Consider the following 16,540-nt stretch of genomic DNA (forward strand, 5'->3'; position numbering starts at 1 on the left):
CCAGCCGGACAGCCTGCCGGCGCTGCTGGATCGCCTGCAACCCTCGGTGGTGGTCAACGCGGCGGCATACACCGCCGTGGACCGCGCCGAGCAGGACGTTGAGGCGGCCTTCACCGCCAACGCGCAGGCACCGGGCGTGATCGCACGCTGGTGCGCGGCCCATGGCGTGCCGCTGGTGCATTACTCCACCGACTACGTGTTCGACGGCCAAGGCACGGCACCGTATCGCGAGGATGAGCCGACCGCGCCGCTGGGCGTGTATGGCACCAGCAAGCGCTATGGCGAGGACGCGGTACGGGCTGCCGGTGGTCACCATCTGATTTTCCGCACCGCCTGGGTGTATGCCTCGCACGGAGCCAATTTCCTGCGCACGATGCTGCGGGTGGGGGCCGAGCGTGAGGAACTGCGCGTGGTCGCTGACCAGATCGGAACGCCGACGCCGGCGGTGCTGATTGCCGAGGTTACGGCCAAAGCACTGCAGCATCCGGAGCAGTTGTCCGGCACCTGGCATCTGACCGCCTCCGGGCAGACCAGCTGGCACGGCTTTGCCGAGGCGATTTTTGCCGAGGCGGTGTCTGCCGGGCTGCTGACCAGGGCGCCGCACGTTCACGCGATCAGCAGCGCGGAATATCCCACACCCGCCCGGCGTCCGGCCTGGTCGGTACTGGACAATGCCAAACTGCAGCAGGACTTTGGCATCGTGTTGCCGCCGTGGCGGGAAGGCCTGCAGCGGGTGATCGGTCAATTGCGCGCACAGCGCTGATCGATGGAATGAAAAGCCCCGGAGTTCCCGGGGCTTTTCATATGCGGCGATCGGTGCGGCTCAGGTGCGGCCGTAGGTGTCCTCGAAGCGCACGATATCGTCTTCGCCCAGGTAGCTGCCCGACTGCACTTCGATCAGCTCCAGCGGCAACCTGCCGGGGTTGCGCAGACGGTGGGTCACGCCCAGCGGGATATAGGTGCTCTGGTTCTCGGTCAGCAGCAACACTTCCTCACCGCGGGTGACCTCGGCGGTACCGCTGACCACGATCCAGTGCTCGGCACGGTGGTGGTGCATCTGCAGGCTCAGCGTGCCGCCGGGCTTGACGGTGATGCGCTTGACCTGGAAACGCTCGCCGTTGTCGATGGAATCGTAGGCCCCCCAGGGGCGGTAGACCTTGCGATGCCAGGTGGCTTCGCTGCGACCGTCGGCCTTCAGTCGGGCCACCACATCCTTGACCTCCTGCATGCGGTCGGATCTGCCGACCAGCACCGCGTCATCGGTTTCGACCACGACCACATCCTTCAGGCCGACCATCGCGATCAGACGGTCGCCATAGGCGAAGGTGTTGTGGCAATCGATGGCGATGACATCGCCGCGATGGGCGTTGCCGTCGGCGTCCTGCGCGGACACGTCGCGCAGGGCGGTCCATGAGCCGACATCGCTCCAGCCCGCATCCAGCGGCACCACAGCCGCATCGGCGGTCTTTTCCATCACCGCGTAATCGATGGAGTCCGACGGGCTGGCCTGGAAGGCGTCCGCATCCAGGCGGATGAAGTCGCTGTCGCGGCGGGCCCGCTCCCATGATGTACGGCAGGCAGCCAGGATCTGCGGCTGCAGGCGTTCGAGCTCCTCCAGATAACGGGACGCGCGGAACAGGAACATGCCACTGTTCCAGTAGTACTCGCCCGAGGCGACGTAACCCTGTGCGGTCTGCAGATCGGGCTTCTCGACAAAGCGCTCGATCGCGCGCGGACCCTCACCGGCCACCGCCTTGATGTAGCCGTAGCCGGTCTCCGGCGCGGTCGGCTGGATGCCGAAGGTCACCAGCTTGCCCTGTCCGGCGAGGCTGGCGGCCTGGGCGATGGCCTGGTGGAAGCGGGGAATGTCATTGATCAGGTGATCCGAGGGCAGCACCAGCAGCAGGGGATCTTCACCGTTGCGGCGGGCCTCCAGCGCGGCGGCGGCGATGGCCGGGGCGGTGTTGCGGCCGGCCGGTTCCAGCAGGATCGCCGACGGTGCGGTACCAACCTGCTGCAGCTGTTCGGCGGCCACAAAACGATGCGATTCGTTGGCGACCACGATGGGCGCCTGCGCGGCGATATCGGCCACACGCAGCCAAGTCGCCTGCAGCATGGTGCGCTCGCCGGTCAGCGGCAGGAACTGCTTCGGGTACGCCTCACGCGACAGCGGCCACAGGCGCGTGCCGGAACCGCCGGAGAGGATGACGGGCAGGATCGGGTTCATGGAGGGCCTCAGGCGGAGATAAGGTCGGAAATCTCGTGGGTGCGCAGCGCCAGCAACGTGGCATCACCGCGGGTTTCCACGTTCAGGCGCAGCAGCGGTTCGGTGTTGGAACTGCGCAGGTTGAAGCGCCAGTCACCGAAATCGGCACTGATACCGTCGGTGTGGTCCAGCATCGGCGACTGCGCGGCGAAATGCGCCATCACACGCGCCACCGCCGCCTTCGCATCGGCGACCTTGAAGTTGATCTCGCCACTGCAGGGGAAGCGCGCCATGCGGTCTTCCACCAGTTCGGCCAGCGATCGGCCACTGCTGGAAACCAGCGCGGCGATCAGCAGCCAGGGGATCATGCCCGAGTCGGCATAGGCGAATTCGCGGAAGTAGTGATGGGCGCTCATCTCGCCGCCGTAGACGGCGTTCTCGGCACGCATCTTCTCCTTGATGAAGGCGTGGCCGCTCTTGCACAGCACCGGCACGCCGCCGGCGGCTTCGACCATTTCCACCGTGTTCCAGGTCAGGCGCGGATCGTGGATGATCTTGCCGCCCGGGTTGCGGGCGAGGATGGCCTGGGCCAGCAGGCCGACCAGGTAATAGCCTTCGATGAAGCGGCCGTTGTGGTCGAAGAAGAAGCAGCGGTCGAAGTCGCCGTCCCAGGCGATGCCGAAGTCGGCACCGTGTTCGCGCACTGCCTGTGCGGTGAGCGCACGGTTCTCCGGCAGCAGCGGGTTGGGGATGCCATTGGGGAAGCTGCCATCGGGCTCGTGGCAGATGCGCACGAAATCCAGCGGCAGGTGCGGTGCCAGCAGATCGATGACGGCGCCGGCGCCGCCGTTGCCGGCATTGACCACCAGCTTCAGCGGCTTGAGTGCGGCGGCGTCCACATAGCCGAGCAGGTGCTGGATGTAGGCGCTCTTGTCATATTCGGTGCGCAGACCGCCACGCGGCGTTTGCGCCTCGGACGTATCGGCGGCGACGGCATCGGAGATCGCGAAAAGCCCGGTATCGGAGCTGATCGGACGCGCGCTCTCCTTCACCAGCTTCATCCCGTTGTAGTCCATCGGATTGTGGCTGGCGGTGACCATCACCCCACCGGCCGCACCGAGATGATCGGTCTGGAAGTAGACCTCCTCGGTACCGCACAGGCCGATATCGATCACCTCCCGGCCCTCGCCACGCAGACCGGCGGCCAGTGCGTCCTGCAACGCCGGACTGGTCAGGCGCACGTCATGCCCGAGAACCACCGCGCCTTCCCCGAGCTGGGCCGCCAGCGCCTTGCCGACTTTCCGGGCGATGTCTTGATTGAGTTCTTCCGGCACGCGGCCGCGGATGTCGTAGGCCTTGAAGGCGGGGAGAGGCATTGCATGCATCCTGCTGGAATAAAGGCGCCTAGTTTAGTCGCCCTCTACGTAACTGGCTGTCTGCGGGCTGGACGAAGGTCCAAGGCGACTGATCCGGGAACGCCGCTAGAATGCGCGCATCCTTGGTTATTGTGGGCGTGATGCGATGAGCGATCTCTCTACCCCGACCGGCAAGCGCGGCAAGCTGTATGCCTCCGCTGCCGAGGCGCTGGCCGGCATCGTGGCCGACGGGCAGACGCTGGCGGTCGGCGGCTTCGGCCTGTGCGGCATTCCCGAGGCCCTGATCGCCGCGTTGCGCGACAGTGGGGTCAAGGGGCTGACGGCGATTTCCAACAACGCCGGTGTCGATGGCTTCGGCCTGGGCCAGCTGCTGGAAACCCGCCAGATCAGGAAGATGATTTCGTCCTATGTGGGCGAGAACAAGGAGTTCGAGCGCCAGTACCTGGCCGGTGAACTGGAGCTGGAGTTCAACCCGCAGCACCCTGGCCGAGCGCCTGCGCGCCGGCGGAGCGGGCATCCCCGCCTTCTTCACTGCCACCGGCTACGGCACTGTGGTGGCCGAAGGCAAGGAAACCCGCGAGATCGACGGCAAACACTATGTGCTGGAGACCGCGCTCAAGGCCGACGTGTCGCTGGTCAAGGCGTGGAAGGCCGACGAAGCCGGCAACCTGCTGTTCCGCAAGACCGCGCGCAACTTCAATCCGGCCTGCGCGATGGCCGGCAAAGTCTGCGTGGTCGAGGTGGAGGAGATCGTGCCGGTCGGCGCCATCGATCCGGACCAGGTGCACCTGCCGGGGATCTACGTCGATCGCATCGTATTGAACGCAACGCCGGAAAAGCGCATCGAGCAGCGCACTGTGCGTCAGGAGGGGAACTGAAATGGCCTGGACCCGTGACGAAATGGCACAGCGCGCCGCGCGCGAGCTGACCGATGGTGCGTATGTGAACCTGGGTATCGGCCTGCCGACCCTGGTTGCCAACCATATCCCCGAAGGCATGGACGTATGGCTGCAGTCCGAGAACGGCCTGCTTGGCATCGGCCCGTTCCCGACCGAAGCCGAAGTGGATGCCGACCTGATCAATGCCGGCAAGCAGACCGTCACCGCGCGTGCCGGTGCCAGCTACTTCGGCAGCCATGATTCGTTCGCGATGATCCGCGGCGGTCACATCAACCTGGCCATCCTCGGCGCGATGCAGGTCACCGACAAGGGCGACCTGGCCAACTGGATGGTGCCCGGCAAGATGGTCAAGGGCATGGGCGGCGCGATGGATCTGGTGGCCGGCGTGCAGCGCGTGGTGGTGCTGATGGAGCACACCGCCAAGAACGGTGAACACAAGATCCTGGCCGACTGCACGCTGCCGCTGACTGGCGTGGGGGTGGTTGATCGCATCATCACCGATCTGGCGGTGTTCGACATTACCGACAACGGCCTGGTGCTGGTGGAAGCCGCACCGGGCGTCAGCTATGAGGAGCTTAAGGAAAAGACCGGCGTGCCGTTCCGGCGCGCAGAGTGATGATTGGAGGGGCTGTTTCGCAGCCCCTCGCGTCTGTGCTTCAGCTCCGTCGGGCGTAGGCATACGTCGAGTCATCGTCATGTGGCAGGCCCAGCAGCGTGGCCGCATCCTTCTGGATGAACCCGGCATGCCGGGCAACCAGTGTGAACGTGCGCTCGAGCGCATGCGCAAGGGTCCCATCCACCTGTCCGGCTTCCGCTTCAAACAGGGAGGGTTGCAAGTGCGTATCCAGCATTGGTCGCAGGGCCCTCAAACGGACCCAGAACATGCTGCCGGCGATGAAACAGTCGTTGTCTGGGTCCGCCTGCGGGAGCCCGAAGCGGGTAAGCAGGCGGCGCACGTTGCGCTCATTCGCGCCCCAGAAATAGTCCAGCCGCTGGACGTGCCCCTCAGGAGGCACCAGGCCGAGCACCGGATCGGCGCGGAACCCCTCGACGATCCGGGCGGCGCGTTCCGGTGCAAGCAGGCGGCTGACAATCTCATTCCGCCACTGCTCACCATCGTGGCGGTGAACCGAACGCTTGGTATGCAGTTTCAGCACTATATCTTCGCCCTCCTCCAGCAGGGCCTCGGCCACATGCAGGAAAGGCAGAATGTCTCGGCCATGGTTGGGGAAAGCGTGGATCTCCCCCGACATGCCATACGTGGCAAGTAGCCGCTCGATTTCCGCATGCTGTTCATGCTGGTGGTGATCACCAGTCGCCAGGTCAGTCCACTGTCCTGTAGCGCCTGCAGCAGTTCGGCGAACACGTCGGGATACCAGGCATGGATGACGGCGCAGGGGTGGGAGGCCGGCGGCATCTCACGGGCAGGAGCCAGCGCTGAGCGTGTTGCTTCCAACCAGGCATGGCCGAGCCGGGTATCAGGTTCCAGTACCGCTCCCTCAGCCCATTCATTCCACGCGTTGATGAAGACGAGGCGTTGCTCCGGAGCTGCCGCGGCTAGGCGTCCGTAAACTGTTTCATGCAGCCAGTCGCGATAGCCACGTGGAGATGCATGCAGGTAGATACGGCCATTTCCAGAGCGCCGGGCTTCGTTGTCCCAGCCAGGGTTCACGCCCGGGTAGAGTGGATAGTCGGGGAGTGGTCGTGAAACGATTTCCTTGGCCAATTCCCGCCAGTCGCGAACATCGCCGTGAAAGTCAGGGTTGATCAGCCACTGCTGTGCCGACAATGAAGTCGGATTGCTCATGTTGGGCGGGAATTCGACGGCAGCATCAAAGCCGATGGCGCGCGGATCCGGGCGTTCAAACCCCTGTACGTAGGCCAAGTGGATTTCGCCCACGTCGTTGTCACGACACCACTGTCGCCAGCGCCCGGCGGTTGCCCGGGCATCGGGCAGCAGTAGCGGGCGATACACCAGTAGTATCGGCTTGCCTTCGACTTTCAGTGCCCGGCGGTCGCGCAGGTAGGGTGCGATGTGCTGGATGAAGGCCAGGTCGTCCGCTGCACTGTGCTGCTGTCCTATCAGGATATCCCCGTCGCGCCCGTCCCAGCGCCGGGTCCAGTTCTCATTCGCCCAGCACATGCAGAACGACAGGTCGATGCTTTCGTCGGCCAACCACTGGCGTAGTGGATCCTCCATCAGGGTGCGACCACTGAACCAGTAATAGTAGAAACAGAATGCGCCGATGCCGTATTCGGTGGCGAGTTTCGCCTGGTTGCGCATCACTTGGGGGTTTCGAAGATCATAGAAACCTAAGTCAGCTGGCAGACGTGGTTGCACATGGCCTTCAAACTGGGGCAAGGCCCGGGTCACGTTGCGCCACTCTGTGAAACCCTTGCCCCACCAGCTGTCGTTTTCCGGAAACGTGTGGAACTGGGGCAGATAGAAGGCAACCAGCGTCGCAGGCAACGGCGAGGGCAGTGGAGCCTGCCGCCATGACACATGTCCGATAGCTGCTTCATCCGCACGACAACGTAGTTGCGCGCCGGGGCACATGCTTGGAAGTGGAGCGCCCTCCTCCTGACGACCGCGCGGCGGCAGCGGTACCCAATGACCATGACGTTCTAGCAGTCGCGTGCGCAGGCGGTCACGTTGGCTTTCGGACAACGGCAGCGCTCGGAACACGGCACGCAGCAGTGGAAAAAGCGATTGGCGCAAGCGTTTATCGGTCATCGCTGGAAAATCGGCCGGCAGGCTAGGGCAACGGGCATGGGGTCTTCGGCAACGGCATAGGGCGGTGGGAATTCTCCAGCTTCGGGAGCGGCTCCGCAAACGATGGCGCGGATGCATTCAAGTATGCTGTTCCGATATGACCAGCATGGTGCTGAATGTCTTATACAAGCGTGGCTGGCTCCCGCCCGCCGAGGCCGATGCATTGCTGCTCGCTCTGCACGACGGGGTACCGTGGGAAGTCCATCGCCTGCGCATGTTCGGGCGCTGGGTGGATTCGCCGCGGTTGAGCTGCTGGATGGGCGATGCAGGCGCGTTCTATCGTTATTCCGGCGCGGATTTCGTGCCGCATCCGTGGTTGGAGTCGTTGCTGCCGCTGCGTGAAAGGTTGCAGCAGGCTTGCCAGAGTCGATTCAACAGCGTGCTGCTCAACCGATATCGCAATGGTGGTGACAGCATGGGCTGGCACAGCGACGACGAGCCGGAGCTGGGCGAGCGTCCGTTGATCGCCTCGCTGAGCCTGGGGGCGCCGCGGCGCTTTCTGCTGCGCCGGCGCGACGACCATTCCTGCAAGCGGGAGTTCCTGCTCGGCCACGGGGATCTGCTGGTGATGGCCGGCGATACCCAGCGCTTCTACCAGCATGCACTGCCGAAGACGCGGCGCCCGACTGGCGAGCGCATCAACCTTACTTTCCGACAGATCCTTGAGCGGGCAGCGCCGCGGCGTCCTGCTGGCCGCTGACCAGCGTCCAGCCGATCAGATCGCCAGCCGTCTTGTCCAGCGCGGTTTCAAAGGCGCGCGCCACGCTGGGCAGCTCAGCGGAGGCGGCCGGTTCGGCAACCAGGAACGTGCGCGAGGCGACCACGCGCTGGTCGATGCTGTGGATCAGCTTGGCATTGAGCTCGATGGTCGCCGCCGGGGTGTCGCCGCCGCGGTAATCGGCTTCGAAGCGGCGCAGGTCGGTGGTGAGCTTGTAGTCGGAGCGGATACCGGCCGCAATGCGCGCCACCGCGTCGATCCGTCCGGAATCCTCGAAACCGCGCAACAGGGTGTCTTCGAGAATGTCGGTGGCCGGTTGCGACCAGGTCGCCCCCTTGTAGACCTCCAGTTCGCCCGGCGTCGGCCGCACATTGATGCGCGGGCTGTCGACCAGGCGCGCGGCGCTGGGCTTGGCGATGGCCAGCTGCCAGTCAACGCTGGGCCAGGCCGGATCGGCCTGCACGCGCACCTGCGGGGCATAGATGGTGGTGGATTGGCGGTCGCCGCCGGCCAGCACCGAGCAGCCGGCCAGTGCCAGCACACACCATGGCGCGATCAGTCGGATTGAAAAGGAAAGCTTCATTTCGGTTCGAATTCCTTCGGGGCATCGCGACCGAGCAGGTAGCGCGCCGGGTTGTTCTCCAGCCGGTCACTGACCCGGCGCAGGTCGCGGATCAGTCCGCGCAGTTCGGTCAGGGTCGGGCCCAGCTGGGCCAGTCCATCGTTGGCGAAGCTGTTGATGGCCGCGCGGTTCTCGCCAAGGATCGCATCGGCATTGCCGGCGGCCGAGTCGAGCTTGGACAGGCTGGTATCGAGTTTTTCCAGCGAGGCCGGCAGCTGCCGCAGCACGTTCTGGTCCAGATGCTGGATCGCCCCATTGGCCGTACCCAGGGTCACATTGAGGTTGCGCGCGGCATCGCGTGCTTCCAGCAGCAGCGCCCGGGTGCCTTCGTCGCGGTCGGCCAAACCGCCGCTGATGGTCTCCAGGTGGGCCAGCGTGGTGGTGATCTTGCCCACGTTCTCGTCGCTGAGCAGCTGGTCCATGCGCTCGACCACGCGATTGGCCACATCGGTGATGTTCTGCAGTGCCGAGGGCGCCGTGGCGATGGTCGGAATCGGTTCGTTGCTGGCGGCCGTCAGCGCCGCTGCCTGTGGCGTGCCGCCACTGAGCTGGATGATCGCCGGCCCGGTCAGGCTGGTGATGGCGAGCTTGGCGCGGGTGTCGGTTTTCACCGGCGTGGTCGAGTTCAGGCGCAGGCGCGCGATCACCTTGCGCGGATCCTCGGGGGCGAGTGAAAGCTCGGTGATCGAGCCTACGGCGATGCCGTTGTATTGCACCGGGCTGCCGACCGACAGGCCGGTGACAGCCTCATCGAACACTACCCGGTATTGCTGCCAGGTGCGGTCGGAGGAGTACTTGGCCGCCCATAGACCGAAGAACAGCAGCGCGATCGAGATGATCAGGGTGAAGGCGCCGATCAGGACGTAATTGGCTTTGGTTTCCATATCAGGCGTGCTCGGGCAGTTGTCCGCGCGCGGCGCGGGCGCGGGGGCCGTGGAAGTATTCGCGGATCCACGGATGATCCAGCTGTTCGATTTCGGGCAGCGGCGCGTTGGCGATCACTTTCTGGTCGGCCAGCACCGCCACGCGGTCACAGATAGCGTAAAGCGTGTCCAGATCGTGTGTGATCAGGAACACGGTCAGGCCCAGCGCTTCCTGCAGAGTCTTGATCAGCCGGTCGAAGGCGGCCGCGCCGATCGGGTCGAGCCCGGCGGTGGGTTCATCCAGAAACAGCAAGGGCGGGTCCAGCGCCAACGCGCGGGCCAGGCCGGCACGCTTGCGCATGCCGCCGGACAGCTGCGAGGGCAGCTTGTTGATCGCATCGGCCGGCAGACCGGCCAGTTTCACCTTCAGCAATGCCAGCTCGTAGTGCCAGCGCTCGCTCAGTTCGGGATGATGCTCCTTGAGCGGCACCTGCACGTTCTCGCCGACCGTGAGCGAGGAGAACAGGGCACCATCCTGGAACAGCACGCCGGTATTGCGCTCGATCCGCAGCCGGTCGGCGGGGTCACCCGAGCGGGCGTTCACGCCCAGCACCTCGATCTGTCCGGCATCGGGTGTGCGCAGTCCCAGGATGGAGCGCATCAGCACCGATTTGCCGGTACCCGAGCCGCCGACGATACCCAGGATCTCGCCGCGGCGGACTTCCAGATCTAGCCCCTCGTGCACGGTCTGGCTGCCGAAACGGTTGACCAGCCCGCATACGCGGATGGCCAGGTCGGGGGTGTGCGCACCATTCTTCGAAGCGATGGCCATCATTACCAGTCCATGTGCATGAACCACAGCGCGGCCAATGCGTCGAGGATGATCACCAGCGAAATGGTCTGCACCACGCTGGAGGTGGTGCGCTCACCGACCGACTGTGCGGTGCCTTCCACTTTCAGGCCTTCCAGGCAGCCGATCAGCGCGATGATCAGCGCAAACACCGGCGCTTTGGACAGGCCCACCAGCATGTGTCGCACTTCGATCGTGTCATGCATGCGTGCCAGGTACATCTGTGGCGGGATATCCAGGTCGAACGCGCCCACGGTGACGCCGCCGGCCAGTCCGGCGAGCATGGCCACGAAGGTCAGCAGCGGGAGCATCACCAGCAGGGCGATCACCCGCGGCAGCACCAGCAGATCGATCGGATCCAGCCCGAGGGTCTGGATCGCGTCGATCTCCTCGCGCGCCTTCATTGCGCCGATCTGCGCGGTGAAGGCGCTGGCCGTGCGCCCGGCCAGGACGATCGCGGTCAGCAGCACCGCGAATTCGCGCAGGAACGCGATGGAAACCAGTTCCACCACGAAAATCTCCGCGCCGAAGTCACGCAGGATGGTCGAGCCGAGGAAGGCGATCACCGCGCCCACCAGGTAGGACAGCAACGCCACCAGCGGCACCGCGTCCAGTCCGACATCTTCCATGTGGCTGACGGTGGCGGTCAGGCGCAGACGCCGTGGCTGGCGCAGTAGACGGCCGAGCTTGACCAGGTTCTCGCCGAGGAAGTTGACCAGCACCACGATGTTGCGGCCGATGGCGTGGACCGAACGGCCCAGCCGCTCCAGCGCGGCGATGATGCCGTAGTCGCGCGGCGGCTTGGGACGCTCGTCGGCCACTTCCTCGATCGTGCACACCAGCGCCTTGTGTTCATCCCGGAACCGCAGCGCCTCGTCGGGGATACCGGCCCGGTGCGCGTAGCGCAGCAGCAGCAATACCCCGGCCGAATCCAGGCCGTCGACCGCGCGCGCGTCGACGCTGTGCACCGGTGCGGTGATTTGCCCCAGCAGCTCGGTCGCCCGCAACGCGGTGGCGAGCGTCCAGCTGCCCGACAAGCGGAGCTGGCCCTCGATGTCCGGATCGAGCAGGTAGTGGGGTGGTGGGTGATCTTTCATGGGTGGCATCCGCTGCCGAGCATACCTTGTCCCTGCGTGTACAAGGATGAGTATGAATGGCGCTTCCGGGTGATACTAGCGGCCATGTCTGCCGAACCTATCGTCGCTGTCTCCAACCGGGCCACCTATGCCCAGCGTGTGGCCTTCGTTGCGGAGATCGCCGGACGTCTGCACAGCTACGGCACCACCGCGCAACGGCTGGAGGCGGCGGTGGTCGCGCTGGCGCAGCGGCTGGATCTGGATTGCGAGCCGTGGTCCAACCCGACCGGTCTTATCCTCAGTTTCAGTGATCCGACCCGGGCGATCGGTTCCAGCGATATCACCCGGGTGATCCGGCTGGGGCCCGGCGATAACGATCTGCATAAACTGGCCATGGCCGACCAGATCGCAGATGCGGTGGCCGGCGGGCAGATGAGTATCGCCCAGGGCCATACCGCGCTGCGCCAACTGGACAAGGATCCGGGTTTGCGCGGCAAGATCCAGATGCTGATGTCGTTCGCGCTCGGATCGGCGGGGGTGGCCGGGTTGTGGCGGTTGCCGTGGCTGGATATCGCCACCGCCGGGGTGACCGGCCTGCTGATCGGCCTGATGCTGTTCTATACCGATCGGCGTACCGCCTCGCGCGAAGCGGCTGATGCGCTGGCGGCGTTGCTGGCCGGATTTGTCGCGGTACTGGTGGCCACCTTTATCGGGCCGCTGAATCTGAACACGGTGATCATCGCGTCGCTGGTGGTATTGCTGCCGGGTATGGCGCTGACCAATGCGGTCAATGAACTGGCCAGCCAGCACTGGGTCTCGGGCACGGCGCGGTTTGCCGGGGCGCTGACCACGATCATGAAACTCACCGTGGGCGCGATGATCGCGGTGACCATCGCCCATTTCATCGGACTGGAGCCGGAAATCCGCGCCTCGCGCCCGCAATCGGACTGGGTGGAATGGGGGTCGGTACTGGTGGCCTCGTTCGCGTTTGCGATGCTGTTCCGCGCCAGTGGCCGGGATTATCCGTGGGTAATGGCCGCCTCGGTGGCCGGTTATGCGATATCGCGTTATGGCGGCCAGGTGTGGGGCGCGCCGGCGGGGGTGTTTCTGGCGGCGATGGCCTTGACCGCCGCGGGCAATCTGTTCGGTCGTCTGGCCCATCGCCCCGGCGCGATCGTCCGCCTGCCGGGCATCATCATGCTGGTTCCCGGCAGTACCAGTCTGCGCGGGGTATTGAGTCTGGTGCAGCAGCAAAACGTGAATGCCGGTGAATCGGCGATGCTGACCGTGGTCAATGTGGTGATGGCGCTGGTGGCAGGGCTGCTGTTCGGCAATCTGCTGATTCCGGCCCGCAATAATCTCTGACCGGCGGAGCGACGGCGGAAAAACAAAACGCCGGCAGATGCCGGCGTTTGTCTATCAGGACAACCGGTCCGGCTTACTGCTGGATCAGGAAATCCTCGACCTTGCGGCCCTGTCCGGTGTATTCGGCCAGCCAGCGCGGCTGCTTGCCGCGACCGGTCCAGGTCTGCTCGGCATTGGCCGGATTACGGTACTTCGGTGCCACCTTGGGCAGTTTGCGGCCGGTTTTGGCAGCGCTCTTGGTGGTCTTGGTGGCACGCGTGGCTTTCACAGCCGGGGCGCCGGTACCGAACAGTTCCTCGATGGTGTAGCCGGCCTTCTTGGCGGCGGCGATAACCGCGGCGCGGGCCTTGGCGATCGGCTGGCGCTTGGCGACCAGGGTCTTGCGCTTTTGTGCGTCGCGGATCAGGACGGCCAGCTCTTTGGCCGACAGGTGGGACAGATCGATACTCATCGAATAACTACTCCGGATAATGGGTGATAAGGCGGAGCCATTCCGTGGCAGCGTGCCAAAGCATAACGGGGCGGCCGTGGTGATGACAAATCAAATATATGCCCGGAGGTTAAGTCCAAATGAAAAGGGCCGGAATCTGTTCCGGCCCTTTTCAATCAGAAGGCGATTTTCGCCAGCAGTGCGGTCTTGTCCAGATTCTCCGCTTCACTGGCCGAGCGGGCCCGGTACTCATAGGTGCCGGCGGCCAGGCCGCGCTCGGAAACCACGATGCGGTGCGGGATACCGATCAGTTCCATATCGGCGAACATCGCACCCGGGCGCAGGCCACGGTCATCCAGCGCGGCGTCGACGCCGGCGGCCTGCAGCTCGGCCAGCAGCGCTTCGGCGGCGGCGACCACGGCCGGATCCTGCTTCGGATTGATCATGCATACCACCGCCTGCCACGGCGCCATCGCCGCCGGCCAGATAATGCCCGCCTCGTCATGGTTCTGCTCGATCGCCGCAGCGACGATGCGCGAGACGCCGATACCGTAACAACCCATCGCCATCACCGTGGCCTTGCCATTGACGTCGAGTACGGTGGCTTTGAGCGCCTGGGCATATTTGCGGCCGAGCTGGAACACGTGGCCGACTTCGATGCCGCGGGCGATTTTCAGCTCGCCGCCGTCACGGGCGCGGTCACCGGCCACCACGTTGCGGATATCGGCCACTTCCGGTTCGGCCAGGTCACGGCCCCAGTTGACGCCGGCGATATGGAAGCCGGTTTCATTGGCACCGACGACAAAATCGGCCATCGCCGCCACTTCACGGTCGGCAATCACGCGCAGGGCTTTGCGCGGATTCAACGGGCCGAGGAAGCCCGGCTCGCTGCCCAGATACTCGGCAATCTCCGCTTCGCTGGCCATGCGGTAATCGGCCAGGCCTTCGACCTTGGCCAGTTTGATCTCGTTGACCTCGTGGTCGCCACGCACCAGCGCCAGTACGAACTGGCCTTCGCCGGCTATGAGCGCCACCGACTTGACCGTGCGCTGCAGGGCGATGTCGATCAGTGCGGCCACCTCCTCGCAGGTCTTCTGGGTCGGGGTGTCGATCTTGCGCAGCTGCTCGCTGGCGGCCGCACGCGGGGCCGGATCGGCGGCGATCGCCGCCTCCACATTGGCCGCATAGTCCGAACCGGTGGAGAACACCAGCGCGTCCTCGCCGGAATCGGCGATCACGTGGAATTCCTGCGAGGCATCACCGCCGATCGCGCCCGAATCGGCCTGCACCGCGCGGAACTCCAGGCCCAGGCGGGTGAAGATGCGGGTGTAGGCAGCCTTCATGTTTTCGTATTCGGCCACCAGGCTGGCGTCGTCCAGATGGAAGGAATAGGCGTCCTTCATCAGGAACTCGCGCGCGCGCATCACGCCGAAGCGCGGGCGGATCTCGTCACGGAACTTGGTCTGGATCTGGTAGAAGTTGACCGGCAGCTGCTTGTAGCTGGACAGTTCCTGGCGCGCGAAGTCGGTGATGGCTTCCTCGGCGGTGGGGCTGTAGCAGTACTCCTGCTCCTTGCGGTCCTTGATTTTCAGCAGCTGGCCGCCGAACTTCTCCCAGCGCCCGGTCTCCTCCCACAGCTCCTTGGGCTGGATCGTCGGCAGCTGCAGTTCCACCGCGCCGGCGCGGTCCATCTCCTCGCGCACCACGGCCTCGACCTTGCGCAGCACGCGCAGGCCCAGCGGCGACCAGGTGTACAGGCCCGAGGCCAGCTTGCGGATCATGCCCGCGCGCAGCATCAGCCGGTGGCTGACCAGTTCGGCGTCGGCGGGAGTTTCCTTGGTGGTGTGCAGGTGGAACCGGGAAAGACGCATGGGAGAGGCTTCGCAAAACGGCGGAATCGCCTATTTTGCCAGTCTCTCCGCCCCGGTGGGGGCGCCCGTGGCTCCCGGGCGTGCCGCCCAACCGGCTCAGGTCTTGGCGGCGGGCTTGCAATAGACCGCGGCGGCCGATTCGGCCAGCTGTTTCTGCGCGGCGCGCTGGGCATCGTCCAGGGTCGCATCCGGCTTGCCGTCACCATCGGTGTCCTGCATCACCGGGGCGCTGCCGGCCAGCAGTTCCATGTTCTTGCGGGCGGCCAGGCACTGCTCGGACTGGCCGTTTTCGGCGGCCGGTGCGGCTTCCACCACGGCCGCGCCGCTGTTGGTGACGCGGCGGGTTTCATATTTCTGCCCGGTCGGTGGGCGCTCGGAATACTGGGTGACGCCGTTGGCGTCTTTCCATTTGTAGAGGTTGCCGGCGCTGGCGGTGGCGGCACTGGCGAGCACCAGCAGGCAGCAGAGGCGGGGCAGGGCACGCATGGCAACTCTCCGGAACAGGGAAAACGGGGGAAGCCGGGATTGCAGCACCCGGTGACGTGGCTGGCAAGTCGATTAAACTCCCCGGATGGACGAAATGAGACCCCCCCCGCGTTCGCGCAGCATCTATCTGCTCCCGAACCTGTTCACGACCGCCGGGCTGTTTGCCGGGTTCTACGCCATCATTGCCGCCTCCAACGGCCAGTTCGTCCAGGCCAGCGTCGCCGTATTCGTGGCGGCGGTGATGGACGGGCTGGACGGCCGGGTCGCGCGTCTGACCGGCACCAGCAGCGAATTCGGTGTGCAGTACGACTCGCTGGCCGATCTGGTCAGTTTCGGCATGGCGCCGGCACTGGTGATGTACCACTGGGCGCTGTCCTCGCTGAAGTTCGACGGCGACGTGCTGGGCCGGGTCGGCTGGTCGGTCGCGTTCCTGTATGCGGCTTGCGCTGCGTTGCGGCTGGCCCGTTTCAACACCCAGGTCGGCACCGTCGACAAGCGCTGGTTCGTGGGCCTGGCCAGTCCGGCCGCCGCGGGATTGATGATGTCCTTCGTCTGGGCCTTCGCCGATGGCGATCTGGGCTGGAGCGGCGAGGAGCTGCGCTACGTGGCCCTGGGGGTGACCTTGGTGTCGGGCCTGCTGATGGTCAGCCGGATCCGGTTCTGGAGCTTCAAGGGCGGCAGCGAAAAGGGGCCGCGTTCCGAGCGCGTCCCGTTCATGGTGCTGGCGCTGGTGCCGATCGTCATTTCGATCGTGGTGCTGGATCCGGCGCGCACCTTGTTCGTGGTGGGTGTGATCTATGCACTGTCCGGCCCGGTGATGTGGCTGTTGCAGCGTTGGCGGCAGCCGGCCGGCAAGGTGCAGTGACGGAATTTTCGCCCGAGCCGGTGTGGTCGCCGCAGCAGCAGGCCTGGTTGCAGGCGATGGGCTACACGGTGTATCTGGAAGGCGGCGCGCTGGATGCGCCGCTGGTGGCTGCCGCAGCGGTACCGGAGCGGCAGTCGCCG

Annotated in this window: 13 protein-coding genes and 3 pseudogenes; 6 read left to right on the top strand and 10 right to left on the bottom strand. The window is 65.3% G+C overall.

Features of this window, described 5'->3' with window-relative positions; translation table 11 throughout:
• Positions 1-763 (top strand): dTDP-4-dehydrorhamnose reductase (gene rfbD, locus JCM9942_RS02895; protein ID WP_054657488.1); only part of this gene is annotated, 763 nt, incomplete at its 5' end.
• 60 nt (positions 764-823) lie between these two features.
• Here rfbD and JCM9942_RS02900 read toward each other — a convergent pair.
• Both JCM9942_RS02900 and JCM9942_RS02905 read right to left on the bottom strand, forming a co-directional pair.
• The gene (locus JCM9942_RS02900; RefSeq protein WP_054657490.1) at positions 824-2,227 is read right to left on the bottom strand and encodes a mannose-1-phosphate guanylyltransferase/mannose-6-phosphate isomerase; all 1,404 of its coding nucleotides are present in this window, start codon (positions 2,225-2,227) and stop codon (positions 824-826) included.
• 8 nt (positions 2,228-2,235) lie between these two features.
• Positions 2,236-3,582, bottom strand: coding sequence for a phosphohexomutase domain-containing protein (locus JCM9942_RS02905; protein WP_054657492.1), 1,347 nt, complete (start codon positions 3,580-3,582; stop codon positions 2,236-2,238).
• A 145-nt stretch (positions 3,583-3,727) separates the two neighbouring features.
• Here JCM9942_RS02905 and JCM9942_RS02910 point away from each other — a divergent pair.
• Both JCM9942_RS02910 and JCM9942_RS02915 read left to right on the top strand, forming a co-directional pair.
• A pseudogene (locus JCM9942_RS02910) lies at positions 3,728-4,460 on the top strand (CoA transferase subunit A).
• Between the two features lies 1 nt (position 4,461).
• Entirely contained in the window at positions 4,462-5,097 is a 636-nt protein-coding gene (locus JCM9942_RS02915; RefSeq protein ID WP_054657494.1) for a CoA transferase subunit B, read from the top strand.
• A 40-nt stretch (positions 5,098-5,137) separates the two neighbouring features.
• Here the strand turns inward: JCM9942_RS02915 and JCM9942_RS02920 are convergent.
• A pseudogene (locus tag JCM9942_RS02920) lies at positions 5,138-7,215 on the bottom strand (glycoside hydrolase family 99-like domain-containing protein).
• A 136-nt stretch (positions 7,216-7,351) separates the two neighbouring features.
• Between JCM9942_RS02920 and JCM9942_RS02925 the strand changes: the two are divergent.
• Entirely contained in the window at positions 7,352-7,954 is a 603-nt protein-coding gene (locus tag JCM9942_RS02925; RefSeq protein WP_054657496.1) for an alpha-ketoglutarate-dependent dioxygenase AlkB family protein, read from the top strand.
• Here the strand turns inward: JCM9942_RS02925 and JCM9942_RS02930 are convergent.
• The 4 genes from JCM9942_RS02930 to JCM9942_RS02945 are packed head-to-tail and all read right to left on the bottom strand — an operon-like array spanning position 7,899 to position 11,404.
• Positions 7,899-8,555 (bottom strand): ABC-type transport auxiliary lipoprotein family protein, encoded by a 657-nt coding sequence (locus JCM9942_RS02930; RefSeq protein WP_054657498.1) that lies wholly within the window; start codon positions 8,553-8,555, stop codon positions 7,899-7,901. The two genes, JCM9942_RS02925 and JCM9942_RS02930, sit on opposite strands and share 56 nt — an antisense overlap.
• Complete coding sequence (locus tag JCM9942_RS02935) at positions 8,552-9,478, bottom strand: MlaD family protein (RefSeq protein WP_054657500.1); 927 nt, start codon at positions 9,476-9,478, stop codon at positions 8,552-8,554. Before JCM9942_RS02935 ends, JCM9942_RS02930 begins: the two co-directional genes overlap by 4 nt.
• Position 9,479: 1 nt before the next feature.
• Positions 9,480-10,292 carry an ABC transporter ATP-binding protein gene (locus tag JCM9942_RS02940; protein ID WP_054657502.1) on the bottom strand — a complete coding sequence of 271 codons (813 nt, stop codon included), beginning with the start codon at positions 10,290-10,292 and terminating at the stop codon, positions 9,480-9,482.
• Entirely contained in the window at positions 10,292-11,404 is a 1,113-nt protein-coding gene (locus JCM9942_RS02945; RefSeq protein WP_054657504.1) for an ABC transporter permease, read from the bottom strand. Before JCM9942_RS02945 ends, JCM9942_RS02940 begins: the two co-directional genes overlap by 1 nt.
• An 84-nt stretch (positions 11,405-11,488) precedes the next feature.
• On the opposite strand from JCM9942_RS02945, the gene JCM9942_RS02950 reads away from it, so the two are divergent.
• Positions 11,489-12,748, top strand: coding sequence for a threonine/serine exporter family protein (locus JCM9942_RS02950; RefSeq protein ID WP_054657506.1), 1,260 nt, complete (start codon positions 11,489-11,491; stop codon positions 12,746-12,748).
• Between the two features lie 76 nt (positions 12,749-12,824).
• Here JCM9942_RS02950 and JCM9942_RS02955 read toward each other — a convergent pair.
• From JCM9942_RS02955 to JCM9942_RS02965, 3 genes and pseudogenes are all read right to left on the bottom strand, one after another.
• A pseudogene (locus JCM9942_RS02955) lies at positions 12,825-13,199 on the bottom strand (H-NS histone family protein); the annotation flags it as partial.
• Between the two features lie 155 nt (positions 13,200-13,354).
• Positions 13,355-15,049: a proline--tRNA ligase gene (locus JCM9942_RS02960; protein ID WP_054657509.1), complete on the bottom strand. Its 1,695-nt coding sequence runs from the start codon at positions 15,047-15,049 to the stop codon at positions 13,355-13,357.
• A gap of 96 nt (positions 15,050-15,145) precedes the next feature.
• A complete protein-coding gene (locus tag JCM9942_RS02965; protein ID WP_054657511.1) occupies positions 15,146-15,535 on the bottom strand; it encodes a DUF4124 domain-containing protein in 390 nt (129 codons plus the stop codon).
• A gap of 85 nt (positions 15,536-15,620) precedes the next feature.
• Here JCM9942_RS02965 and pssA point away from each other — a divergent pair, with 85 nt between their 5' ends.
• On the top strand, positions 15,621-16,400 hold the full coding sequence (gene pssA / locus JCM9942_RS02970; protein WP_054657512.1) for a CDP-diacylglycerol--serine O-phosphatidyltransferase: 780 nt from the start codon (positions 15,621-15,623) through the stop codon (positions 16,398-16,400).
• The last annotated feature ends 140 nt before the right edge of the window (positions 16,401-16,540 follow it).

The organism is Stenotrophomonas pictorum JCM 9942, from assembly GCF_001310775.1.
GTDB lineage: Bacteria > Pseudomonadota > Gammaproteobacteria > Xanthomonadales > Xanthomonadaceae > Stenotrophomonas > Stenotrophomonas pictorum.

Bases quoted from the DNA above. Each gene is read 5' to 3' on its own strand.
- JCM9942_RS02945 (WP_054657504.1), bottom strand. From the start codon at position 11,404: ATGAAAGATCACCCACCACCCCACTACCTGCTCGATCCGGACATCGAG.
- pssA (WP_054657512.1), top strand. From the start codon at position 15,621: ATGGACGAAATGAGACCCCCCCCGCGTTCGCGCAGCATCTATCTGCTC.
- JCM9942_RS02915 (WP_054657494.1), top strand. From the start codon at position 4,462: ATGGCCTGGACCCGTGACGAAATGGCACAGCGCGCCGCGCGCGAGCTG.
- JCM9942_RS02925 (WP_054657496.1), top strand. From the start codon at position 7,352: ATGACCAGCATGGTGCTGAATGTCTTATACAAGCGTGGCTGGCTCCCG.
- JCM9942_RS02930 (WP_054657498.1), bottom strand. From the start codon at position 8,555: ATGAAGCTTTCCTTTTCAATCCGACTGATCGCGCCATGGTGTGTGCTG.
- JCM9942_RS02965 (WP_054657511.1), bottom strand. From the start codon at position 15,535: ATGCGTGCCCTGCCCCGCCTCTGCTGCCTGCTGGTGCTCGCCAGTGCC.
- JCM9942_RS02900 (WP_054657490.1), bottom strand. From the start codon at position 2,227: ATGAACCCGATCCTGCCCGTCATCCTCTCCGGCGGTTCCGGCACGCGC.
- JCM9942_RS02905 (WP_054657492.1), bottom strand. From the start codon at position 3,582: ATGCCTCTCCCCGCCTTCAAGGCCTACGACATCCGCGGCCGCGTGCCG.
- JCM9942_RS02940 (WP_054657502.1), bottom strand. From the start codon at position 10,292: ATGATGGCCATCGCTTCGAAGAATGGTGCGCACACCCCCGACCTGGCC.
- JCM9942_RS02935 (WP_054657500.1), bottom strand. From the start codon at position 9,478: ATGGAAACCAAAGCCAATTACGTCCTGATCGGCGCCTTCACCCTGATC.
- JCM9942_RS02960 (WP_054657509.1), bottom strand. From the start codon at position 15,049: ATGCGTCTTTCCCGGTTCCACCTGCACACCACCAAGGAAACTCCCGCC.
- JCM9942_RS02950 (WP_054657506.1), top strand. From the start codon at position 11,489: ATGTCTGCCGAACCTATCGTCGCTGTCTCCAACCGGGCCACCTATGCC.